The organism is Cellulosimicrobium sp. MI9406 (assembly GCF_040595865.1).
Lineage (GTDB): Bacteria > Actinomycetota > Actinomycetes > Actinomycetales > Cellulomonadaceae > Cellulosimicrobium > Cellulosimicrobium funkei.
On the sequence record NZ_JALIZI010000007.1, the window covers coordinates 80,026 to 99,766 of the forward strand.

The following is a 19,741-nucleotide window of genomic DNA, read 5'->3' on the forward strand; positions in this document are numbered from 1 at the left end:
GCCGGTGGCGCGCTGCGGGCCTGACGAGGTAACGCGCCCCGGGCCGGGGATCATTCCCGGCCGGGCGGTGGCGGCGGTCAGCGACCGGGGAGGCGCACCACGGAGACGAAGAAGTCGTCGATCTGCCGCACGACGTCGATGAAGCGGTCGAAGTCGACCGGCTTGGTGACGTAGGCGTTGGCGTGCAGCGAGTAGCTGCGCACCACGTCCTCCTCGGCCTCCGACGTCGTGAGCACGACGACGGGGATCTTGCGCAGCGCGTCGTCGGCCTTGAGCTCGGCCAGGACTTCGCGCCCGTCCATCCGTGGCAGGTTGAGGTCGAGAAGGATGAGGTCGGGCGTCGGGGCGCCCGCGTGCTCGCCCTCCTTGCGCAGGAACTGCAGCGCGCTCACGCCGTCGGACACCACCGAGAGGCGGTTGGTGACCTTGTGGTCCTCGAACGCCTCGCGGGTCATGAGCACGTCGCCCGGGTCGTCCTCCACCAGGAGGACGTCGATCGGCTTGCTGCCGTGGCTCATGCGGTGCTCTCCTCGTCGTCGGGGCGCGCGGGGGCCGGAGCGTCCGGACCGGCGCCGCCGGGGTCGGAGCGAGCGTAGCCGACCTGGGCCTGGACGTAGGCGTGGGCGAGCGTGAAGCGGATGGTCGTCCCACCCTCGCGCGGCTCGATCCAGATGCGCCCGCCGTGGTACTCGACGATGCGCTTGCACAGCGCGAGGCCGATGCCCGTGCCCTCGTACACGTCCTTGGCGTGCAGGCGCTGAAAGATGACGAACACGCGGTCGGCGTACTGCGCGTCGATGCCGATCCCGTTGTCCTCGACCGACAGCTCCCAGTGGGTGTCGCGCGCGAGGACGCCCACGTGCACGGCGGGCGCCCGGTCGGGGTGGCGGAACTTCAGCGCGTTGCCGACGAGGTTCGCGAGGAGCTGGTGGAGGAGCGCCTGCTCGCCCACGACGACGGGGAGCGGGTCGTGCGTGACGCGCGCCCCGGACTCCGCGATCTTGTCGGAGAAGTCCTCGAGCACGCCCCGGAGCTCGACCTCGAGGTCGACGTCGACACGCTCGGTGCCCGTCCGGCCGACGCGGGAGAACCCGAGCAGGTCCTGGATGAGGCGCTGCATGCGCTTCGCGCCGTCGACCGCGAAGTCGATGTACTGGTCGGCGCGGTCGTCGAGCTCGCCCCCGTAGCGCTTCTTGAGGAGCTGCGTGAAGCTCGCGACCTTGCGCAGCGGCTCCTGGAGGTCGTGCGAGGCGACGTACGCGAACTGCTCCAGGTCGCGGTTCGAGCGCTCCAGCTCGCGCGCCTGCTCGGCGAGCAGCTCGTGCGAGCGCGCCGCGTCCTCGTGCGACGCCTTGATCTCCGCGACCTGGCTGACGAGCTCGACGCGCATGTGCTCGACGTCCTGCGCGAGGTCCGCGATCTCGGCGGGCCCGGACGTGACGACCGGCTCGTCGAGGCTCCCGGAGCTCACGCGCCGCACGCGGTGCGCGAGCTCGGCCATGGGTTCGGTGACCCAGCGCTTGAGGCAGACCCACAGGATGATGCCGACCGCGAGCGCCGAGCCGACGAGGACGAGGACGCTCCCGAACAGGGCGCGGCTCCACCGGTCGAGCGCGTCGAGGCGTTCGACGCGCTCGTCGCGCAGCTGGTCGACGTACTGCGCGGTGTCGGCGCGCGCCGCCGCGAAGAGCTCGGCGCCGCGCGCCTGGTCGACGGCGCGCACGCGCCCAGGGCCCTGCGCCTCGGTGGTCGCGATGGCGGGCTCGGCCGCGTCGGAGACCCAGGCGCGCACCGAGGACTCGGCCTGGGTGAGCGTCCCGGCGAGCTCGTCGTCGAGGCCGAGACGGTCGACGAGCGCGGCGTCGGGGACGACGCCCTCGGCGTCGACGCCCACCGCGCGCGTGTAGGCCTCGAGCGCCGTCGCGTCGCCCGTGGCGACGTACGCGCGCACCGCGACCTCGGCGTCGAGCAGGCCGACGTACGCGCCGTCCGCCTCGCTCACGGCGTCGAAGAACGGCCCGGTCACGTCGGTCTGGAGGGTGAGGACGCGCGACAGCGCGATCGCGGAGGTCGCGAGCACGCCGAGCAGGATCACCCCGGCGACGACGAGCGCCCAGCCGAGCCGCCGACGCAGCGTCGGGGCACGACGCTCGCCCGCGCGCCTGCGGTCGCCGGCGGCGCTCACCGGGCCCACTCGTCCGAGTCCGCGAGGGTGGCCGACCGCTCGCCCGGGGAGGTGCCCTTGCCGTCCCACCCGAGCACGAGGAGGGCCGCGTCGTCCGCGAGGGGGCCGCCGTGGAGGTCGCGCACGCGACGGAAGACCCGCTCGACGACGCCCTCGACGCCTTGCTCCAGGGCGCTGTCGACGGCGCGGCGCAGGCCGTCGACCCCGACGCGCTCGGGGCGGGTCCGCGCGTCGCCCGCCCCGGCTCCCGCGACGGTCGCCTCGACGAGGCCGTCGGTGTAGAGCATGAGGGCCCAGCGCTCGCCGAGCTCGACCGGCTGCGACGTCCAGCCGCCCGCGACCGGGATGCCCAGGGCGCGGCCGCGCGACGTCGGCGTGATCTCCGACGCCGTGTCGCGCAGCAGCAGCGGCGCGAGGTGGCCCGCGAGGTAGACCTCGGCGCTGCGGCGGTCCGCGGAGACGACGACCTGGCAGAGCGTGACGAACACCTCCGGGCGCGCGCGCTCGGGGACGAGCACGCGCTCGAGCAGCGGCAGGATGGCCTCCGGCTGGGTCTCGCTGAGGACGATGGTGCGCCAGGCCGTGCGCAGCGTCGCGCCGAGCGCCGCCTCGTCCGGGCCGTGCCCCGCGACGTCCCCGATGACGCACAGGACCGTCCCGTCCGGGCGCTCGACCGCGTCGAAGAAGTCGCCGCCCAGCAGGCCGTTGCCGCCCGGCACGTAGCCGACCATGACGTCGAGGCGGTCGTCCTGCACGAGCGGGGTCGGCAGGAGCGCGCGCTCGAGGCGAGCGGTCTCGGCCGCGCGGACCTCGCTGCGGTACAGCGCGCGCTGCTGCTCGACGGACATGCGGCGCTGGACCGCGTAGCGCACGGACCGCCCGAGCAGGTCGCCGTCGACCTCCCCCTTGACGAGGTAGTCGTCGGCACCCGCGGCGACCGCCTGCACGCCGAGGTCGATGCCCGAGTGGCCGGTCAGGACGACGAGCGCCGGCGGCCGCGACCCCGCGCGCACGCGCTCGACGGCGGACAGGCCCACCGAGTCGGGCAGGCCCAGGTCCAGCAGCACGCAGTCGACGTCGTGGGAGACGACCATCTCGAGGGCAGCGTCCAGGGTCGTCGCGCGGTGCAGCTCGACCTTGAGGTTGCCGTCGGCCAGCAGCTCCTCGACGAGGATCGCGTCCCCGTCGTCGTCCTCCACGAGCAGGATCCGGAGCTCGTCCGTCGGGGCCAGCACGGCGCGCCCCGGGTGCGCCTGGTCCGGTCCGGCGGCGTCGTCGCCGCGCGCGGAGGGTCGGCCCGGGGCCCGACGCTCGCTCCCGGTCACGACGCCCGCTCCCCTCTGGTCGCCATGGGCCACGATCCTAGCCTCAGGCGCGCGTCCGGCCCGGTCACGGCGCCAGGACGCGCCGGTCGTCGGTCCCCGGGACGGCCGTCGTACGCCATAATGGACGGCCGCGCGGGCGGCGCGGCGCCGGTCGAGGAAGGGACAGCGTGGGACGCAACGACGAGCTCCGGCTCGAGCAGGAGGTCGTGGACACCCTCTACGCGCGCCTCGACGAGCTGCGGGCGGCCGCCCGGGCACGCCTCGACGAGGTCCGACGGTCCGGCCCGTCGGGCTCGCCGCAGAACCGCAGCGAGCGCGACGCGTTCGCGACGCTGTACGAGGACCGTGTCGCGCAGCTCGACGCGGTCGAGGACCGCCTCGCGTTCGGCCGCCTCGACCTCGACGACGGCACCCTGCGCTACGTCGGGCGCATCGGCCTCACCGACGAAGAGCACTCGAGCCTCCTCACGGACTGGCGCGCGCCCGCCGCCCAGGCGTTCTACCGCGCGACAGCGGCCCACCCGGACGGCGTCGTGCGCCGTCGGCACCTCGTGACGCGCGGTCGTGCCGTGACGGGGCTCGAGGACGAGCTCCTCGACCTCGACGCCCCGGAGGCCGTGACCGGCACGACGCTCTCGGGCGAGGGCGCGCTGCTCGCCGCGATGGCCGCGGGCCGCACAGGACGCATGGGCGACATCGTCGCCACGATCCAGTCGGAGCAGGACGCGATCATCCGCTCCGAGCTCGCGGGGGCGCTCGTCGTCCAGGGCGGGCCCGGCACGGGGAAGACGGCGGTCGCGCTGCACCGCGCGGCCTACCTGCTGTACGCGCACCGGCGGCTGCTGGAGCGCTCGGGCGTGCTGCTCGTCGGCCCCAGCCTCTCGTTCCTGCGCTACATCGACCAGGTGCTGCCGTCGCTCGGCGAGACCGGCGTCGTGAGCACGACCATCGCCGACCTCCTGCCCGGCGTCGTCGCCGACGGCGAGGAGGACCCGCGCGTCGCGCGCGTCAAGGGTCGGGCGGTCATGGCCCGTGCGGTGCGCCGGGCCGTGCGCGCACGCGAGCGCGTGCCCGCGGCCGACGTGCCGGTCCGGCTCGACGGCCACGACCTCGTCATCCGCCGCCGCGACGTGCGCGACGCCATCGCGAAGGCGCGGCGCACCCACAAGCCGCACAACCTCGCGCGGGTCACGTTCGTCCGCGAGATGCTCTCGCGCCTCGTCGAGCAGTACGGGCGTCAGCTCGGCGAGCCGCTCGTCGGCGAGGACCGCGCGCTCGCGCTGGAGGACCTGCGCTCCCACCGCGACGTGCGGGTCGCGCTCAACCTGGCGTGGCTGCCGCTCACGCCCGAGCGCCTCGTCGAGGACCTGTGGACCAAGCCGCACCGGCTCGCCGAGGCCGCGCCCGAGCTCTCCCCCGAGGACCGCCGGCTCCTCGAGCGGGCGAAGGGTGCGCCGTGGACCCCCGCGGACGTGCCGCTCCTCGACGAGGCGGCGGAGCTCCTCGGCGAGGACGACCAGGCGGAGCGGGCCGAGGCAGCCGCGCGCGCGGCGCAGCGCGCGCAGGACCTCGAGTACGCGCGGCAGGTGCTCGAGTCGTCCGGTGCGGGCGGCGGGATCGTCGGCGCCGACGTGCTCGCCGAGCGGTTCGCCGCGAGCGGCCCGCGCCTGACCACCGCCGAGCGCGCCGCGCAGGACCGCACGTGGACCTACGGCCACGTCGTGGTCGACGAGGCGCAGGAGCTGTCCGCCATGGCGTGGCGCATGCTCGTGCGCCGGTGCCCGACGCGGTCGTTCACGGTGGTCGGCGACGTCGCCCAGACGTCTTCGCTCGCGGGTGCCCGGTCGTGGAAGGGCATGCTCGAGCCGGTCTTCCGCGACGCGTGGCGGCTCGCCGAGCTCACGGTCAACTACCGCACCCCGGCCTCCGTCGCGGACGCGGCCCGACGCGCGGCCGTCGCGGCCGGCCTCCCGGTCTCGCCGCTCACGTCCGCGCGCGACGTCGAGGACGCCCTGCGCGTGGTCGAGGTGGCACCGGGTGCGCTGGAGGCACGCGTCCGGGCCGAGGCCGAGGCCGCGCGCGCCGAGTTCGTCGCCGCGGAGTCCGGCCGCGTCGCCGTCGTCGCGGCCGCGCCCGCGGTCCCTGCGCTGCGGGCCGCGCTCGGGCTCGCCGACGCGGCCGGCGAGGACCCGGTCGTCGTGCTCGACCCGGTGCAGGTCAAGGGGCTGGAGTTCGACGCCGTCGTGCTGGTCGAGCCCGCCGACGTCGCGACCGGGCCCTCGGGCCCGTCCGACCTGTACGTCGCCATGACGCGGCCGACCCAGCGCCTCGTCGTCGTGCACGCGCGCCCGCTGCCCGCCGGGGTCGCCCCCGCGCCGTCGGACGACGCACGGGGCGCCGGAGCCTGACAGCGGTGGTGTCCGGGCGCGGGTTCACCTCGTCCCGAGGGTCAAGACCCGTTTGGTCCGGACCGCGGGACGGGCGCACCATGGGGGCGTGCTACGCGCCCTCCTCCTCGAAAACCTGCACCCCCTCGCCGCCTCGAACCTCGAGGCCGCGGGCATCGACGTCACCGTCCGCACCGGGGCACTCGACGAGTCCGAGCTGATCGAGGCGCTCGACGGCGTCCACCTGCTCGGCATCCGGTCCAAGACGAACGTCACGGCGAACGTGCTCGAGAACGCCCCCGACCTGGTGGCGCTCGGCGCGTTCTGCATCGGCACGAACCAGATCGACCTGCGCTCGGCCGCGACGCAGGGCGTCGCCGTGTTCAACGCGCCGTTCCAGAACACGCGCTCCGTCGTCGAGCTCGCGCTCGCCGAGATCATCGCGCTCACGCGCCGCCTCACCGAGCGCGACCGCGCGCTGCACGAGGGCCGCTGGGACAAGTCGGCGGAGGGCGCGCACGAGGTCCGTGGCCGCACGCTCGGCATCGTCGGCTACGGCAACATCGGCACGCAGCTCTCGGTCGTCGCCGAGAACCTCGGCATGTCGGTCGTCTTCTACGACACGGCGGAGAAGCTCGCGCTCGGCAACGCGCGCCGCATGGACACGCTCGACGAGCTGCTCGAGCAGGCCGACGTCGTCACGCTCCACGTCGACGGGCGCCAGGGCAACGCCGGGCTCTTCGGCGCCAAGCAGTTCGCCCGCATGCGCCCGGGCTCGATCTTCCTCAACCTGTCGCGCGGCTTCGTGGTGGACTACGGCGCGCTGCGCGAGGCGATCGTCGAGGGCCGCGTGGCCGGCGCCGCGGTCGACGTCTTCCCGCACGAGCCCAAGCGCAAGGGCGACGCGTTCGACTCCGAGCTGCGCGGCCTGCCGAACGTCATCCTCACGCCGCACATCGGCGGCTCGACGGAGGAGGCGCAGGAGGCGATCGGGCAGTTCGTGTCCGCGAAGCTGCGCGACTACCTCACCACCGGCTCTACGACGCTCAGCGTCAACGTGCCGAACCTCGCGCTCGAGCAGACGACGGGCATCACGCGCATCACGCACCTGCACCGCAACACTCCCGGTGTCCTCGCCGCCGTCAACGCGACCCTCGCCGAGCACGGGACGAACATCGAGGGCCAGCTCCTCGCCACCCGCGGCGAGATCGGCTACGTCGTCACCGACGTCGGCTCGCGCGTGGAGCCCGCCGTGATCGAGGCGCTGGCCGCGATGGAGCAGACGATCGCCCTGCGCATCCTCGACTGACGCAGCCCCGCACCCCGGGACCCTTCGCCGCGCGCGGCCCGTCCGCACGCGGCGAAGGTCCTCGGCGGCCGTGACCTTCGCCGCTGAGCGCCTCTCGCGCGCCGGTGCCACGATGAGGCATGACCGGATACTTGCACGACGCGCCGCAGATCCTCGACGCCGACGCGTCGTGGGACCTCGTGGAGGGGACCCACGTCGCACGCCTCGCCGTGAGCGTGCGGGGCGAGCCGGACATCTACCCCGTCACTGTGCGGGCGCACGAGCGCACGCTCGCGTTCCGCACGGTCCCCGGCACGAAGCTCGCGACGCTCGCGATCAACGAGCGGGTCGCCCTGGAGTGGGACCACGTCGACGACGACGGGGCGTGGAGCGTCGTCGCGCGCGGCACCGCCCACCGTCTGCGCACCGAGCACGAGGTGGATCCCGTCCGGGAGGGTGCGGACCCGCTCATCCCGACCGTCGACGTCCCGACCGAGGAGTGGGTCGTGGTCGAGGCCCACGAGCTCACCGGACGACGCTTCGCGCGCGCGGAGCCGTAGACCCCCGGACGCGCGACGTCCGGCCGCCCCGCAGGGGACGACCGGACGTCGGGGGTGCTGCTCAGCCGGACTTGCGGCGGAAGGTGCGCTGGACCGGGCCGACGGTCTCCGAGCCGTGCACGGAGCCCGTGTTCGACTCGCCGTCCGCCGTGCGGTGGCGCGCGGCGTTCTTCCGGTCGAGCGCCTCCCGGAACTTCGCCTTGGCCTCCTCGGTCGGTGCGGTCTCTGCAGCGGGTCGCTGCTGGTCGGACGCCATGGCGGTCTCCTCGTCGACGGGGAACTCGGTGGGGGCACTGCGGTCGGCCCGACGCTGCGGGCACCCCGCCAGCCTCCCCCACCGGGCGGCCCGACGCCACCTGATTTGTCCGCTCGGCCCGGCCGTCCCGGCCCTGCGAGCGGTGGCGCAGGCGAACGCGCTGCGAGCGCCCTCGACCGCGCGGCGAACGCCGTCGGGTAGCGTCGGGACGTGTCGCCCGATCCCACGCCGCAGGCCTCCCCCGCTCCTCCCCACGCCACAGGCGGTCCCGCGCCGGCGCGTGCCGACCTCCCGCACCGTGCGCTCGGCCGGAGCGGCCTGCACCTGCCGGAGGTCGCGCTCGGGCTCTGGCAGAACTTCGGCGTCGCCGACCCCTTCTCGACGCAGCGCGAGATCGTGCTGCACGCCGTCGACCGTGGCGTGACGCACCTCGACCTCGCGAACAACTACGGACCGCCCGGGGGTGCTGCGGAGGAGTCGCTGGGCCGGCTGCTCGCGCGCGAGCTCCGACCCGTGCGTGACGAGCTGGTCGTGACCACCAAGGCGGGCTACCGCATGGGACCCGGCCCCTACGGCGAGGGCGGGTCCCGGAAGTACCTGCTCTCGTCCCTCGACGCGTCGCTGCGCCGGCTCGGGCTCGACCACGTCGACATCTTCTACTCGCACCGCTACGACCCGTCCACCCCGCTCGAGGAGACCATCGGTGCGCTGGCGACGGCGGTCCGGTCGGGACGCGCCCGCTACGCCGGAATCTCCTCGTACTCCGCCCGGCGCACGCGCGAGGCCCTGCGGGTCGCGGCCGACGTCGGGGTCGAGCTCGTCGTCACGCAGGTCTCCTACTCCATGCTCAACCGGTGGATCGAGGCGCCTGACCCGCACGACGCGGCGGGAGCCACCGTGCTCGACGTCGCGGGCGACGAAGGGCTCGGCGTCGTCGCGTTCTCCCCGCTCGCCCAGGGCATGCTCACGGACCGCTACCTCCACGGGGTCCCGGACGGGTCGCGCGCGGCGCGCGGCGGGCCGCTGCGCCCGACGTTCCTCTCGGAGGAGAACCTCGACCGCGTGCGCCACCTCGACGAGCTCGCGCGCGCCCACGGGCGGACGCTCGCGTCCACGGCGATCCGCTGGGCGCTGCGCGACGAGCGCGTCACGTCGGTCCTGCTCGGCGCGAGCTCGACGCGCCAGCTCGACGACAACCTCGCGGCCCTCGACGCCCCCGACCTCTCCCCCGAGGAGATCGCGGCCGTCGACGACCTCCCCGTGGACACGGGCATCAACATCTGGGCGTCGCGGTCCAGCGACCTGTAGCCGCCTCCGGCTGCGGGGCCCCGCATCCTGGGACCGGAGTCACGAGGCGCGAAATCTCGTGAGCGTCAGGCCTGGGGTGCCGCTTCGCGGTCGGTCGCGGCGTCGTCGGCGGCCTCGGGCGCCGCACGGCCCGCCGCCGCCTCGCGCTCCTCCCGGTCGACGCGCAGCGACGTGATGGCGCTCTCGAAGTCCTCGAGCGAGTCGAACGCCTGGTAGACGCTCGCGAAGCGCAGGTAGGCGACCTCGTCGAGCTCGCGCAGCGGCCCGAGGATCGCGAGGCCGATCTCGTAGGCGTCGAGCTCGGCGCTCCCGCTCGCGCGGATGGTCTCCTCGACGCGCTGCGCGAGGACGGCGAGGTCGTCCTCGTTCACCGGGCGCCCCTGGCAGGCCTTGCGGACGCCGTTGACGATCTTCTCGCGCGAGAAGGGCTCGGTCACCCCGGACCGCTTGACCACGGACAGGCTGGCGGTCTCGATCGTGGTGAAGCGGCGGTTGCACTCCGGGCACTGGCGTCGCCGGCGGATGGAGGCACCGTCGTCGGACGTGCGGGAGTCGACGACGCGGGAGTCCGCGTGACGGCAGAACGGGCAGTGCATGGCGGGCTCCTCCGCGGGTCGCGCCGACAGGTCGGCGCGACGAACGTATGTCGTCGCGGGCGCGCGGTGCAACACGCCGACGACGCGCCCGGCCCCAGGCAGCAGAACGGGGGCGGTCGAAGTCGACCGCCCCCGTCGGGACGCCCCCGTCCCCATCTCGCGCGCGACTCGCCTCGCGCGCGGCGACGTGCACAGGAGTCGCGGTGGTCCGCACACTCCTCGCCTCGTCCGCCCAGCCCCCCAGCCGGCGCGTGAGGTGACACTAACTTAGGCGGACCTAAGGCGCCGGCGCAACCCTCGGCCGCAACCTGTCGCGCGTCGGCGCCGTGTGCTGCGTCACAGGACCAGGAGTGCGCTCGCGCGCGGCGTCACCGTTCGGCGACCGGGAGCAGGATGGTCTGGCCGGCCTGCACGCCGGACGACGACAGGCCGTTCAGCTCCACGAGCCCGCTGACCACCTCACGAAGGTCCTCCCCCGGGGTCGCGACGCCCTGGGCGAGCTCCCACAGCGTCTCCCCCGCGCTCACGACGTGGACGCGGACCTCGACCGGCTCCCCGGGCCCGCTCGCGACGGCCAGCCCGACCCGCGCCGCGAGGACGAGCACGACGGCCACGAGGAGCACGAGGACCGCACGGCCGCGTCGCGTGAGCCGCAGCGGCGCCTCCGGGCGCGCACCTCGCTCCGCTGCGCCGCCCCGCCCGAGCGCGGCCGGCGCTGCCGTCGCCATCGCCACCGTGTCCATGTCCCCTCCGTCCCGGCCCGCGAGCCCGATCGCCTTCCCCGGTCGATCGGACCCGCGCGCCCGTCTCATCTCCGCGCCGACCCGTTGCGGTCGAACACCTGTACGTAGAACATCTGTACGAAGGTCTATCACGAACGACCCACAGAGTCGAGACATGCTCGAACAGGTGTTTGATTCGTGTCGCATCCTCCCCTAGCCTGGGGTCAGGTCGGTTCGCCGGACATGTCCGCTCGGACCCGGAGGAGCGACCGAGGTCCCGGGGCGCACGCCCCCGGGGAGGGGAGGCCGCAGGCCCGGCTGGCGCCGGCGGCACGCGACGGACGAGGGCGGAGCGACCATGGCGGGACGAGGCACGGACAGGGCACGGGGGCTCGCCGAGGTGCGCGAGCTGCCGGACGGGTCGGCAGGGGGTGACGGGCTCACCCCGCGCCAGCGGCTCGTGCTCGAGACCATCCGCGCGTGCGTCGAGCAGCGCGGCTACCCGCCGAGCATGCGCGAGATCGGCGAGGCCGTCGGGCTCACGAGCCCGTCCTCCGTCAAGCACCAGCTCACCACGCTGGAGCGCAAGGGGTTCCTGCGGCGCGACCCGAACCGTCCGCGCGCCATCGAGGTGGTCCAGCCCGACGACGCCCGCCGTGCCACCCCGCTCGCGCCGGCAGGAACGGCCCCCGAGCCCGCGTACGACGAGGCCCACCCCGCGCCGTCGTACGTCCCCGTCGTCGGCCGCATCGCCGCCGGTGGCCCCATCCTCGCGGAGCAGGTCGTGGAGGACGTCTTCCCGCTGCCGCGCCAGCTCGTCGGCGAGGGAGAGCTCTTCCTCCTGCGCGTGCAGGGCGACTCGATGATCGACGCCGCGATCTGCGACGGCGACTGGGTCGTCGTGCGGCGCCAGCCGGTCGCGGAGAACGGCGAGATCGTGGCCGCCATGATCGACGGCGAGGCCACCGTGAAGAGCCTGCGGCGCGCCGACGGCCACGTGTGGCTCATGCCGCACAACGCCGCGTACGACCCGATCCCCGGCGACGATGCCCAGGTGCTGGGGCGCGTCGTCTCCGTCCTGCGCAGCCTCTGAACGGTCCCCGAGCGTCTCCGGGCGCCCCTGCGGGCAGGCTCGGGACAGCACGAGAGCCGGGCGGTCCCTCGACCGCCCGGCTCTCGTCGTGCCGGGCCCGACGGGCCCGTGGGCTCAGAGCCCGAAGCGTCGCGCGACCGCGCGCAGCGACTCCGCGGACGAGCGCAGGCCCGCGAGCTCGTCGTCCGCCAGCGGGACCTCGACACGCTCCGTCGCGCCCCGGCGGTCGACGAGCGTCGGGAGCGACAGGCACACGTCCTCGAGCCCGTAGATGCCGTCGAGGAGCGTCGACACGGGCAGCACCCGGTGCTCGTCGGCGAGCACCGCCTCGATGATCCGGGTGCCCGCGAGCCCGACCGCGTAGTTGGTCGCGCCCTTGCCCTCGATGATCCGGTAGGCCGACTGCACGACCTCGCGCGCGATCTCGTCGCGCACGTCGCCCGTGAGCGGTCCCCGACCGCCGATGCCCTGCCACTCGAGCAGCGGCGCGCCGCCGATCGTCGCGGAGCTCCAGAGCGGGATCTCGCTGTCGCCGTGCTCCCCCGCGATGTACGCGTGCACGTTCTGCACCGCGACGCCGCAGTGCTGCGCCACGAGGAACCGCAGCCGCGAGGAGTCGAGCACGGTGCCGCTGCCGAAGAGCTGCGTCGGGGGCAGCCCCGAGAATTTGAGCGCCGCGTACGTGACGATGTCGACGGGGTTGGTCACCATGACGTAGACGGCGTCCGGGGCCACCTCCACGAGGCCCGGCAGGATCGTGCGCATGAGCCCGATCGTGCCCTCGGCGAGGTCGAGGCGCGTCTGGCCCGGCTTCTGCTTGGCGCCGGCCGTGATCACGACGACGTCGGCCCCCGCGCACACCGCGACGTCGTCGGACCCCTCGACGCGCGCCATGGGCATGAACTGGATGCCGTGCTGGAGGTCGAGGACCTCGGCCTCGACCTTCGCGCGGTTGACGTCGAGGAGCGCCACCGTGCGCGCCGCGCCCCGCATGAGCGCGGCGTAGGCCAGCGTCGAGCCGACGGCACCGGCGCCGACGATCGCGAGCTTCGTCGTCCGCGCTCCCCCTCCCGGACCGCCCGTGGTCGCGTCGCCGGTGCCCTGCGGTGACGTGCTCGTCATGTCGCCTCCGTGAAGTCGCTGGAAAGGGCTCAGCCTAGGGCGGCGAGGCGGCGGAGCGCAGCGGTGGCCACGTCGCGGTCGGTCGTCTGCCAGAACCCCGGCATGGACCGCGTGAGGAACGACCCGTAGCGCGCCGTCACGAGCCGCGGGTCCAGGACCGCGACGACCCCGCGGTCGGCCGTGGACCGCACGAGCCGCCCGGCACCCTGGGCGAGCAGGAGGGCCGCGTGCGTCGCGGAGACCTGCATGAACCCGTTGCCGCCCGCGGCCTCGACGGCGCGAGCCCGCGCCGACTTCACCGGGTCGTCGGGGCGCGGGAACGGGATGCGGTCGATGAGCACGAGCTGGCACGACGGCCCGGGCACGTCCACGCCCTGCCACAGCGACAGCGTGCCGAACAGGCACGTCGCCGGGTCCTCGGCGAACTCCCGCACGAGCGTCGGCAGCTGGTCGTCGCCCTGACACAGGACCGGCACGTCCAGCCGCTCGCGCATCGCCTCCGCCGCGGCCACCGCGGCGCGCCGCGAGGAGAACAGGCCGAGGGTCCGACCGCCGGCGGCCTCGACGAGCGCCGCGATCTCGTCGAGCTGGTGCTCGGTCGACGCCTCGCGGCCGGGCGTCGGCAGGCGCTTCGCGACGTAGAGGATGCCCTGGCGCGGGTAGTCGAACGGGCTCCCGACGTCGAGCCCGAGCCAGCGCGGCGCGTCGCCGTCGCCCGCGTCCGCGGCTCCGCCCGTCGCCGCGGGGCCGAGCCCGAAGGTGCGCGCGACGGCGTCGAAGCTCCCGCCGAGCGCGAGCGTCGCGGACGTGAAGACGCCCGTGCGCTCCGCGAGCAGGTGGGTGCGGATGAGGCCCGCCACGCCGAGCGGGGCGGCGTGCAGGCGGCTCGCGCCGTCGCCGAAGCGGTCGCCGGACCAGCCGCCCTCCCCGGGCCGCGAGCACCACAGCACGTCGTGGCCCGTGGGGTCGGCCGCCATGCGCTCGGCGACCTCGAAGAGCTGCAGCATCGTCGACTGCGCCATCTTCAGGCCCGTGTCCGGCTGGGCCGGCTTGGTCACGCCGGTCTCGGGCTTGAGCGTGGAGAGCACCTCGCGCGCGGCGTCCCGCACCGCCGCGACGGCCGAGCGCGCGGCGTCGGGCAGGCCGTCGGGGAAGCGCTCGGCGGGCAGCGACCCGACGACCGTGCCGAACGCAGCGGACGCGGCGTCGAGCGCGTCCGTCGTGACCCCGCCGTGGCGGCGCGCGAGGCGCGCCGCGCTCTCGATCGCCGGGACCGACAGGTCCACCGTCGCGGCGGCCGTGACGCGGTCCGCGAGCTCGTGCGCCTCGTCGACGACGAGGACGTCGTGCTCGGGCAGCACCCCGGGCGACCCCATGGCCGCGATGCCGAGCATCGCGTGGTTCGTCACGACGACGTCGGCCTCGCGTGCCGCGGCGCGCGCCCGCTCGGGGAAGCACTCGGCGAGCAGCGGGCAGCGCTGGCCCAGGCACTCGAGCGCCGTGACGGAGACCTGCCGCCACGCCTTGTCGCTCACGCCGGGGACGAGGTCGTCCCGGTCGCCCGTGGGCGTCTCGTCGGCCCACTCCCGCAGGCGCACGACCTGCTCGCCGAGGGCCGCCATGCTCGTCCCTCCGCGCGCGGCGGGGTGGTCGGCGGCGCCCGCCGCCTCGCCGGGGAGGTCGAAGAGCGTGGGCTCGTCCGCGGGGTAGCCGCCCGCGATCTTGTGCACGCACAGGTAGTTGTGCCAGCCCTTGAGGAGCGCGATCGACGCGGGCCGCGGGAGGCGGTCCGCGACGGCGTCGGCCACGAGCGGGAGGTCCCGCGTGATGACCTGGCGCTGGAGGGCGAGGGTCGCCGTCGAGACGACGACGCGCTCGTCGGTCGCGACCGCGTGGCGCACGGCCGGCACGAGGTACCCGAGCGACTTCCCCGTCCCGGTCCCGGCCTGGACCACGAGGTGCTCGGAACCCTCGATGGCGTCCGTGACGGCACGCGCCATGGTCCGCTGGCCGTCGCGCCGCGCGCCGCCCAGGCGCGTGACCGCGAGGTCGAGGAGCTCCTCGACGGCAGGCACGTCACCGGCCGCCTGCCCGGGCGCCTCCGTGTCCGGACGGTCGGGCACGGGAGCGGTACGGGTGGAGGGGGGCACCTGCCGATTCTACGGTCGGGCACCCACGCGGCGGGGGCCCTGTGGACCGGCCCGGGACGCACGCGACCCCGCGCAGCCGTGGCTGCGCGGGGTCGTGCGTGGGGCCGACGCCGGGTCCGGCGCGGGGCTGGCCCGCCGCGCCGCCGGGAGGCTCGGGGGCGGATCAGCTCCCGGCGGAGGCGCCCACGAGCTCCGTCGCGAGGGCCTGGGCGACACGGCCGCGCAGGAGCGTGCCCTCGGGCGTGTGCTCCTCGTGGTCGATCTCGCCCTCGGTGTGCACGCGGTGCACGAGGTCGCCCCGGTGGTACGGCACGACGACGTCGATCTCGACGTCCGGGCGCGGGAGCTCGTGCGCGATGAGCTCGCGCAGGTGCTCGATCCCCTCGCCCGTGTGCGCCGACACGACGACCGTGTGGCGCTCGCGCAGCCGGATGCGCGCGATCGTCTCCGGGTCGGCGAGGTCCGCCTTGTTGAGCACGATCACCTCGGGCACGTCCTCCACGCCCGGGATGTCGGCCAGGACGTGGCGCACCGCCGCGATCTGGCCCTCCGGGTCCGGGTGCGAGGCGTCCACCACGTGCAGCAGCAGGTCGGCGTCGCCGACCTCCTCGAGCGTCGAGCGGAACGCCTCGACGAGCTGGTGCGGCAGCGCGCGCACGAACCCGACGGTGTCGGCGAGCGTGTAGACCCGGCCGTCCTCGGTGCGCGTGCGGCGCACCGTGGGGTCGAGCGTCGCGAACAGCGCGTTCTCGACGAGCACGCCCGCGCCGGTGATGGCGTTGAGCAGGCTCGACTTGCCCGCGTTCGTGTAGCCCGCGATCGCGACGGACGGCACGGCGTGCCGCTTGCGCGACGCGCGCTTCGTCTCGCGCCCCGGGGCCATCGCCTGGATCTCGCGGCGCAGCTTGGCCATGCGGTTGCGGATGCGCCGGCGGTCCAGCTCGATCTTCGTCTCACCGGGACCGCGCGACCCCATGCCCGCGCCGGCGCCGCCGACCTGGCCACCGGCCTGGCGGGACATCGACTCGCCCCAGCCGCGCAGGCGCGGGAGGAGGTACTCGAGCTGGGCGAGCTCGACCTGGGCCTTGCCCTCCCGCGACTTGGCGTGCTGGGCGAAGATGTCGAGGATCAGCGCGGTCCGGTCGATGACCTTGACCTTGACGATGTCCTCGAGCACGCGCCGCTGGGAGGGCGCGAGCTCGCCGTCGATCACGACCGTGTCCGCGCCGCTGGCGGCGACGACGTCGGCGAGCTGCGCGGCCTTGCCGGAGCCCAGGTACGTGCCGGGGTCAGGCTTCGCGCGGCGCTGGATCACGCCGTCGAGCACCTGCGAGCCCGCGGTCTCCGCGAGGGCGGCGAGCTCGCGCAGCGAGATCTCGGCCTCCTCGGCGGACGTGGGCGCGCCGTCCTCGCGCGGGTCGGAGCCGGGGCTCCAGAGCCCGACGAGCACGACCTTCTCGAGGCGCAGCTGCCGGTACTCGACCTCGGTGACGTCCTCGAGCTCGGTCGACAGGCCGACGACGCGGCGCAGCGCGCTGCGCTCCTCGAGCTCGAGCTGCTCGCCGTCGTGCTCCGTGTGGACCGTGCCGCCCTCAGCGCGTGCCGTCCCGGCCCGAGCGAGCACCCGCGCCACGACGTCGCTCGCGATGTCCCGCGTCGCGCCGGTCGGCTCGTCCTGAGCCGAGGTGGGGTTCGGAGTGTTCGCAGGGGTTGGGCTCATGTGCCGCCTTCCGTCGGTGGTGGGCGCTCGTGCGTCCGGGTGTGACAACAAGCGTGGCACGCGAAATCGTCCCGAGGCCAGTGGTTAAGCCCCCGACGAGCGGCCCGGTGCGCCGTACCGCCTCCTGACGTGGGCGCGCCCGCGTAGGATCGGCCGACGTGACCGAGGACCAGGACCCCGCCGTCGACCCCGCGCCCGACGGCGCGGCGGACCACTACTTCACCGCCCGGCCCGCGTCCGCCGCCGAGCGCCGCACGATCTCCGTGCGGCTCGCGGGCCGCGACGTCGAGGTCGAGGTCGCCTCGGGCGTCTTCTCCCCCGGCCGGCTGGACCTCGGCACGCAGGTGCTCCTGCGCACCACCCCGCCGCTCGACGACGTCCTCGCGGCCCGGCCCGACGACGGCCCCGCCCACGTCCTCGACCTCGGCTGCGGCTGGGGCCCGGTCGCCCTGACGATGGCCCTGGAGGCGCCGGAGGCGACCGTGTGGGCCGTCGACGTCAACGAGCGCGCGCTCGACCTCGTGCGCCGCAACGCGCAGCGTCTCGGGCTGGACAACGTCCGGGCCGTCCTCCCGGACGACGTGCCCGACGACGTCGCGCTCGCCGCGCTGTGGTCGAACCCGCCGATCCGGGTCGGCAAGGACGTCCTGCACGGGATGCTCCTGCACTGGCTGCCCCGGCTCGCGCCGGGCGCGAGCGCGCACCTCGTGGTGCAGCGCAACCTGGGCTCGGACTCGCTCCAGCGCTGGCTCGCCGAGGCGCTGCCCCCGCTCCTGCCGGGCGCGGTCGTCGAGCGCGCCGCGAGCGCGAAGGGGTTCCGCGTCCTCGAGGTCGTCGCGCCCCGCTGAGCCGGCGGTCAGACCGGCGCGCGGTCGCCCTCGGACGCCGCCGCGACCGGCTCGGCGGGCTGGGCGGTCACGAGGCCGTCCGCGCCCTGGTGCGCGTCGTCCTCCGGCGGGACCGGCGTCCCCGGGACGAGCGCGGCGAGGTCGATCTCCCCCGCGTGGACGAGCACCGCGGGACCGGCGAGCTCGACGCGGCCGCCCGGGAGCGCCCGCACGCGCACCGTGCCGCCCGGGACGTCGACGAGGTAGGTGTCCGGCGCGTCGGGACCGCCCCACACGCGGACCGCGAGCGCCGCCGCGCACGCGCCCGTGCCGCACGACGGCGTCTCCCCGACGCCGCGCTCGTGCACGCGCATGCGCACGTGCCCGACGACGGTGCCGTCGTCCGCGGTCGTCTCGCCGAGGGGCACCACGAGCTCGACGTTCGTCCCGTGGGACGGGTGCGGCTCGACGACGGGCGCCTCGGTGAGGTCGGCGCGCTCGAGCACGTCCTCGCGCGCGACGGCGAGGACGGTGTGAGGGTTGCCGAGGTCGACGCTGAGCGCCGGGCGCGGGACCTCCCAGCCCCGCACGACGACTGTCGCGTCGTAGCCGTCCTGGAGCGCGGGGCGCCCGCCGGGGAGGAACCACGGGCCCATGTCGACGGCGAACCAGCCGTCGTCCTCCTTGCGCACGCGCTTGACGCCCGCGCGCGTGCCGACCGGGACCTCGGTGCCGCCCGCGAAGCTCACGAGCCCGAGGCGCTCGGCGAAGGCCGCGAAGACGCGGACCCCGTTGCCGCACATCTCGGCGACCGAGCCGTCGGCGTTGCGGTAGTCCATGAACCAGATGGCGTGCGGGTCCTCCGCGAGCACGTCGCGCGACTCCGGGACGAGCGCGGTCGGCACGAGGCGGATGACGCCGTCCCCCCCGACGCCGCCGCGGCGGTCGGCGAGCGCACGCACGAGCTCGGGCGTGAGGTCGAGCTCGCCCTTCGTGTCGGCGAGGAGCACGAAGTCGTTGCGGGTCCCGTGGCCCTTGGTGAAGCGGGTGCGCGTCATGAGCCCAGACTACGGCGCACGGGCGCGCCGCTGTCCGCCTCGTCCGGCCCGACGGCGGTGCCCGGCACGGTCGCGGGCTCGTGCCCGTCCGTGCCCTGCGCGGCAGCGCGCGCGTCCGCCGCGGCGACGAGCGCGAGAGCGTCCTCGACGCGCGCCGGCGACTGCGCGTCGAGCCACCCGACGCGCGGGTCCCGGCCGAACCAGCCCATCTGCTTGCGCGCGAGGCGCCGCGTGTTCGCGGTGACGGCCTCGCGCGCGGCGTCCTGCGTGGTCTCGCCGTGGAGCGCGGCGAGCACCTCCGCGTAGCCGACGGCGCGCCGGGCCGTGCGGCCCATGCCGTGCGCCTCGACGCGGCGCACCTCGGCCACGAGGCCCTGCTCCCACATCCGCTCGACGCGGCCGGCGACCCGCGCGTCGAGCACGCCCCGGTCGCAGTCGAGGCCGATCTGCACGGTCGGGCGGACGTAGACCTGACGCGGGAGGTTCGCCGTGAACGGCTCGCCGGTGAGCTCCATGACCTCGAGCGCCCGGACGAGCCGGCGGGTGTTGGCCGGGCCGATGCTCGCGGCGGCCGCGGGGTCGCGCCGGAGGAGCTCGTCGTGCAGCGCGCGCGGGCCCTGCTCCTCGGCGCGCGCCTCGAGCGCCGCCCGCACGGCGGGGTCCGTGCCCGGGAACCGCATGTCGTCGAGGAGGGCGCGGACGTACAGCCCGCTGCCGCCCACGACGACGGCGCGCGCCCCCCGGGCGGCGATCTCGTCGAGCACGCGGCGGGCCTCGCTCTGGTAGCGGGCCACGGACGCGTCCTCGGCGGGGTCGAGCACGTCCAGGAGGTGGTGGCGCACGCCGCGGCGCTCGGCGACGGGGACCTTCGCGGTCCCGACGTCCATGCCGCGGTAGAGCTGGTAGGCGTCGGCGTTGACGATCTCCGCGGGCGCCCCGGGGACGGACAGGCGCTCGGCGAGGTCGAGGGCGAGGTCGGACTTCCCCGTGGCCGTCGGGCCGACGACGGCGACGACGACGCCCGGGCCGGGCGGGGGCGTGCCGGCGGGGTCGTGCTGGGTTTTCACCCGCGCAACGGTACCGTCCGGGCGGCCGGCGGCCCGAGGGGTGTGGGCGGGGATGCGTAGTGTGTCCGTGGTCGGTC

Annotated in this window: 17 protein-coding genes; 6 read left to right on the top strand and 11 right to left on the bottom strand. The window is 75.3% G+C overall.

The window, feature by feature from the left end:
* Positions 1–77: 77 nt before the first annotated feature.
* The 3 genes from MT994_RS14030 to MT994_RS14040 are packed head-to-tail and all read right to left on the bottom strand — an operon-like array spanning position 78 to position 3,543.
* The gene (locus MT994_RS14030) at positions 78–518 is read right to left on the bottom strand and encodes a response regulator (RefSeq protein ID WP_021482350.1); all 441 of its coding nucleotides are present in this window, start codon (positions 516–518) and stop codon (positions 78–80) included.
* The gene (locus MT994_RS14035) at positions 515–2,185 is read right to left on the bottom strand and encodes an ATP-binding protein (RefSeq protein ID WP_354806758.1); all 1,671 of its coding nucleotides are present in this window, start codon (positions 2,183–2,185) and stop codon (positions 515–517) included. Before MT994_RS14035 ends, MT994_RS14030 begins: the two co-directional genes overlap by 4 nt.
* On the bottom strand, positions 2,182–3,543 hold the full coding sequence (locus MT994_RS14040; RefSeq protein ID WP_354806760.1) for a fused response regulator/phosphatase: 1,362 nt from the start codon (positions 3,541–3,543) through the stop codon (positions 2,182–2,184). The genes MT994_RS14035 and MT994_RS14040 overlap by 4 nt, the downstream gene beginning before the upstream one ends.
* A gap of 134 nt (positions 3,544–3,677) precedes the next feature.
* On the opposite strand from MT994_RS14040, the gene MT994_RS14045 reads away from it, so the two are divergent.
* The 3 genes from MT994_RS14045 to MT994_RS14055 all read left to right on the top strand — a co-directional run bounded on the left by MT994_RS14045 (position 3,678) and on the right by MT994_RS14055 (position 7,745).
* Complete coding sequence (locus tag MT994_RS14045) at positions 3,678–5,918, top strand: AAA family ATPase (protein WP_354806761.1); 2,241 nt, start codon at positions 3,678–3,680, stop codon at positions 5,916–5,918.
* A gap of 88 nt (positions 5,919–6,006) precedes the next feature.
* Positions 6,007–7,206 carry a phosphoglycerate dehydrogenase gene (gene serA, locus MT994_RS14050; RefSeq protein WP_021482809.1) on the top strand — a complete coding sequence of 400 codons (1,200 nt, stop codon included), beginning with the start codon at positions 6,007–6,009 and terminating at the stop codon, positions 7,204–7,206.
* A 119-nt stretch (positions 7,207–7,325) separates the two neighbouring features.
* Entirely contained in the window at positions 7,326–7,745 is a 420-nt protein-coding gene (locus tag MT994_RS14055) for a pyridoxamine 5'-phosphate oxidase family protein (RefSeq protein ID WP_354806764.1), read from the top strand.
* A 61-nt stretch (positions 7,746–7,806) separates the two neighbouring features.
* On the opposite strand, the gene MT994_RS14060 is transcribed toward MT994_RS14055, so the two are convergent.
* Entirely contained in the window at positions 7,807–8,001 is a 195-nt protein-coding gene (locus tag MT994_RS14060; protein ID WP_031316400.1) for a DUF5302 domain-containing protein, read from the bottom strand.
* 318 nt (positions 8,002–8,319) lie between these two features.
* Between MT994_RS14060 and MT994_RS14065 the strand changes: the two genes are divergently transcribed.
* Positions 8,320–9,309, top strand: a complete 990-nt coding sequence (locus MT994_RS14065) for an aldo/keto reductase (RefSeq protein ID WP_354806923.1) — start codon at positions 8,320–8,322, stop codon at positions 9,307–9,309.
* Between the two features lie 65 nt (positions 9,310–9,374).
* On the opposite strand, the gene nrdR is transcribed toward MT994_RS14065, so the two are convergent.
* Both nrdR and MT994_RS14075 read right to left on the bottom strand, forming a co-directional pair.
* Entirely contained in the window at positions 9,375–9,905 is a 531-nt protein-coding gene (gene nrdR, locus MT994_RS14070; protein ID WP_076406527.1) for a transcriptional regulator NrdR, read from the bottom strand.
* 368 nt (positions 9,906–10,273) lie between these two features.
* Positions 10,274–10,648: a LysM peptidoglycan-binding domain-containing protein gene (locus MT994_RS14075; RefSeq protein WP_228074837.1), complete on the bottom strand. Its 375-nt coding sequence runs from the start codon at positions 10,646–10,648 to the stop codon at positions 10,274–10,276.
* 337 nt (positions 10,649–10,985) lie between these two features.
* Here MT994_RS14075 and lexA point away from each other — a divergent pair, with 337 nt between their 5' ends.
* Positions 10,986–11,720 carry a transcriptional repressor LexA gene (gene lexA, locus MT994_RS14080; protein WP_031315073.1) on the top strand — a complete coding sequence of 245 codons (735 nt, stop codon included), beginning with the start codon at positions 10,986–10,988 and terminating at the stop codon, positions 11,718–11,720.
* 114 nt (positions 11,721–11,834) lie between these two features.
* Here the strand turns inward: lexA and MT994_RS14085 are convergent, their stop codons facing one another.
* The 3 genes from MT994_RS14085 to hflX all read right to left on the bottom strand — a co-directional run bounded on the left by MT994_RS14085 (position 11,835) and on the right by hflX (position 16,712).
* The gene (locus MT994_RS14085; protein ID WP_354806766.1) at positions 11,835–12,842 is read right to left on the bottom strand and encodes an L-lactate dehydrogenase; all 1,008 of its coding nucleotides are present in this window, start codon (positions 12,840–12,842) and stop codon (positions 11,835–11,837) included.
* Between the two features lie 29 nt (positions 12,843–12,871).
* Complete coding sequence (locus MT994_RS14090) at positions 12,872–14,917, bottom strand: ATP-dependent DNA helicase (protein WP_354806925.1); 2,046 nt, start codon at positions 14,915–14,917, stop codon at positions 12,872–12,874.
* Positions 14,918–15,155: 238 nt separating this feature from the next.
* Positions 15,156–16,712 carry a GTPase HflX gene (hflX, locus tag MT994_RS14095; protein ID WP_354806768.1) on the bottom strand — a complete coding sequence of 519 codons (1,557 nt, stop codon included), beginning with the start codon at positions 16,710–16,712 and terminating at the stop codon, positions 15,156–15,158.
* 158 nt (positions 16,713–16,870) lie between these two features.
* Here hflX and MT994_RS14100 point away from each other — a divergent pair, with 158 nt between their 5' ends.
* Complete coding sequence (locus tag MT994_RS14100; RefSeq protein ID WP_354806770.1) at positions 16,871–17,560, top strand: methyltransferase; 690 nt, start codon at positions 16,871–16,873, stop codon at positions 17,558–17,560.
* Positions 17,561–17,568: 8 nt separating this feature from the next.
* Here MT994_RS14100 and dapF read toward each other — a convergent pair whose 3' ends face one another.
* Positions 17,569–18,597, bottom strand: a complete 1,029-nt coding sequence (gene dapF / locus MT994_RS14105; protein ID WP_081599983.1) for a diaminopimelate epimerase — start codon at positions 18,595–18,597, stop codon at positions 17,569–17,571.
* Positions 18,594–19,664, bottom strand: a complete 1,071-nt coding sequence (gene miaA, locus MT994_RS14110) for a tRNA (adenosine(37)-N6)-dimethylallyltransferase MiaA (protein WP_354806771.1) — start codon at positions 19,662–19,664, stop codon at positions 18,594–18,596. Before miaA ends, dapF begins: the two co-directional genes overlap by 4 nt.
* Positions 19,665–19,741 lie beyond the last annotated feature (77 nt).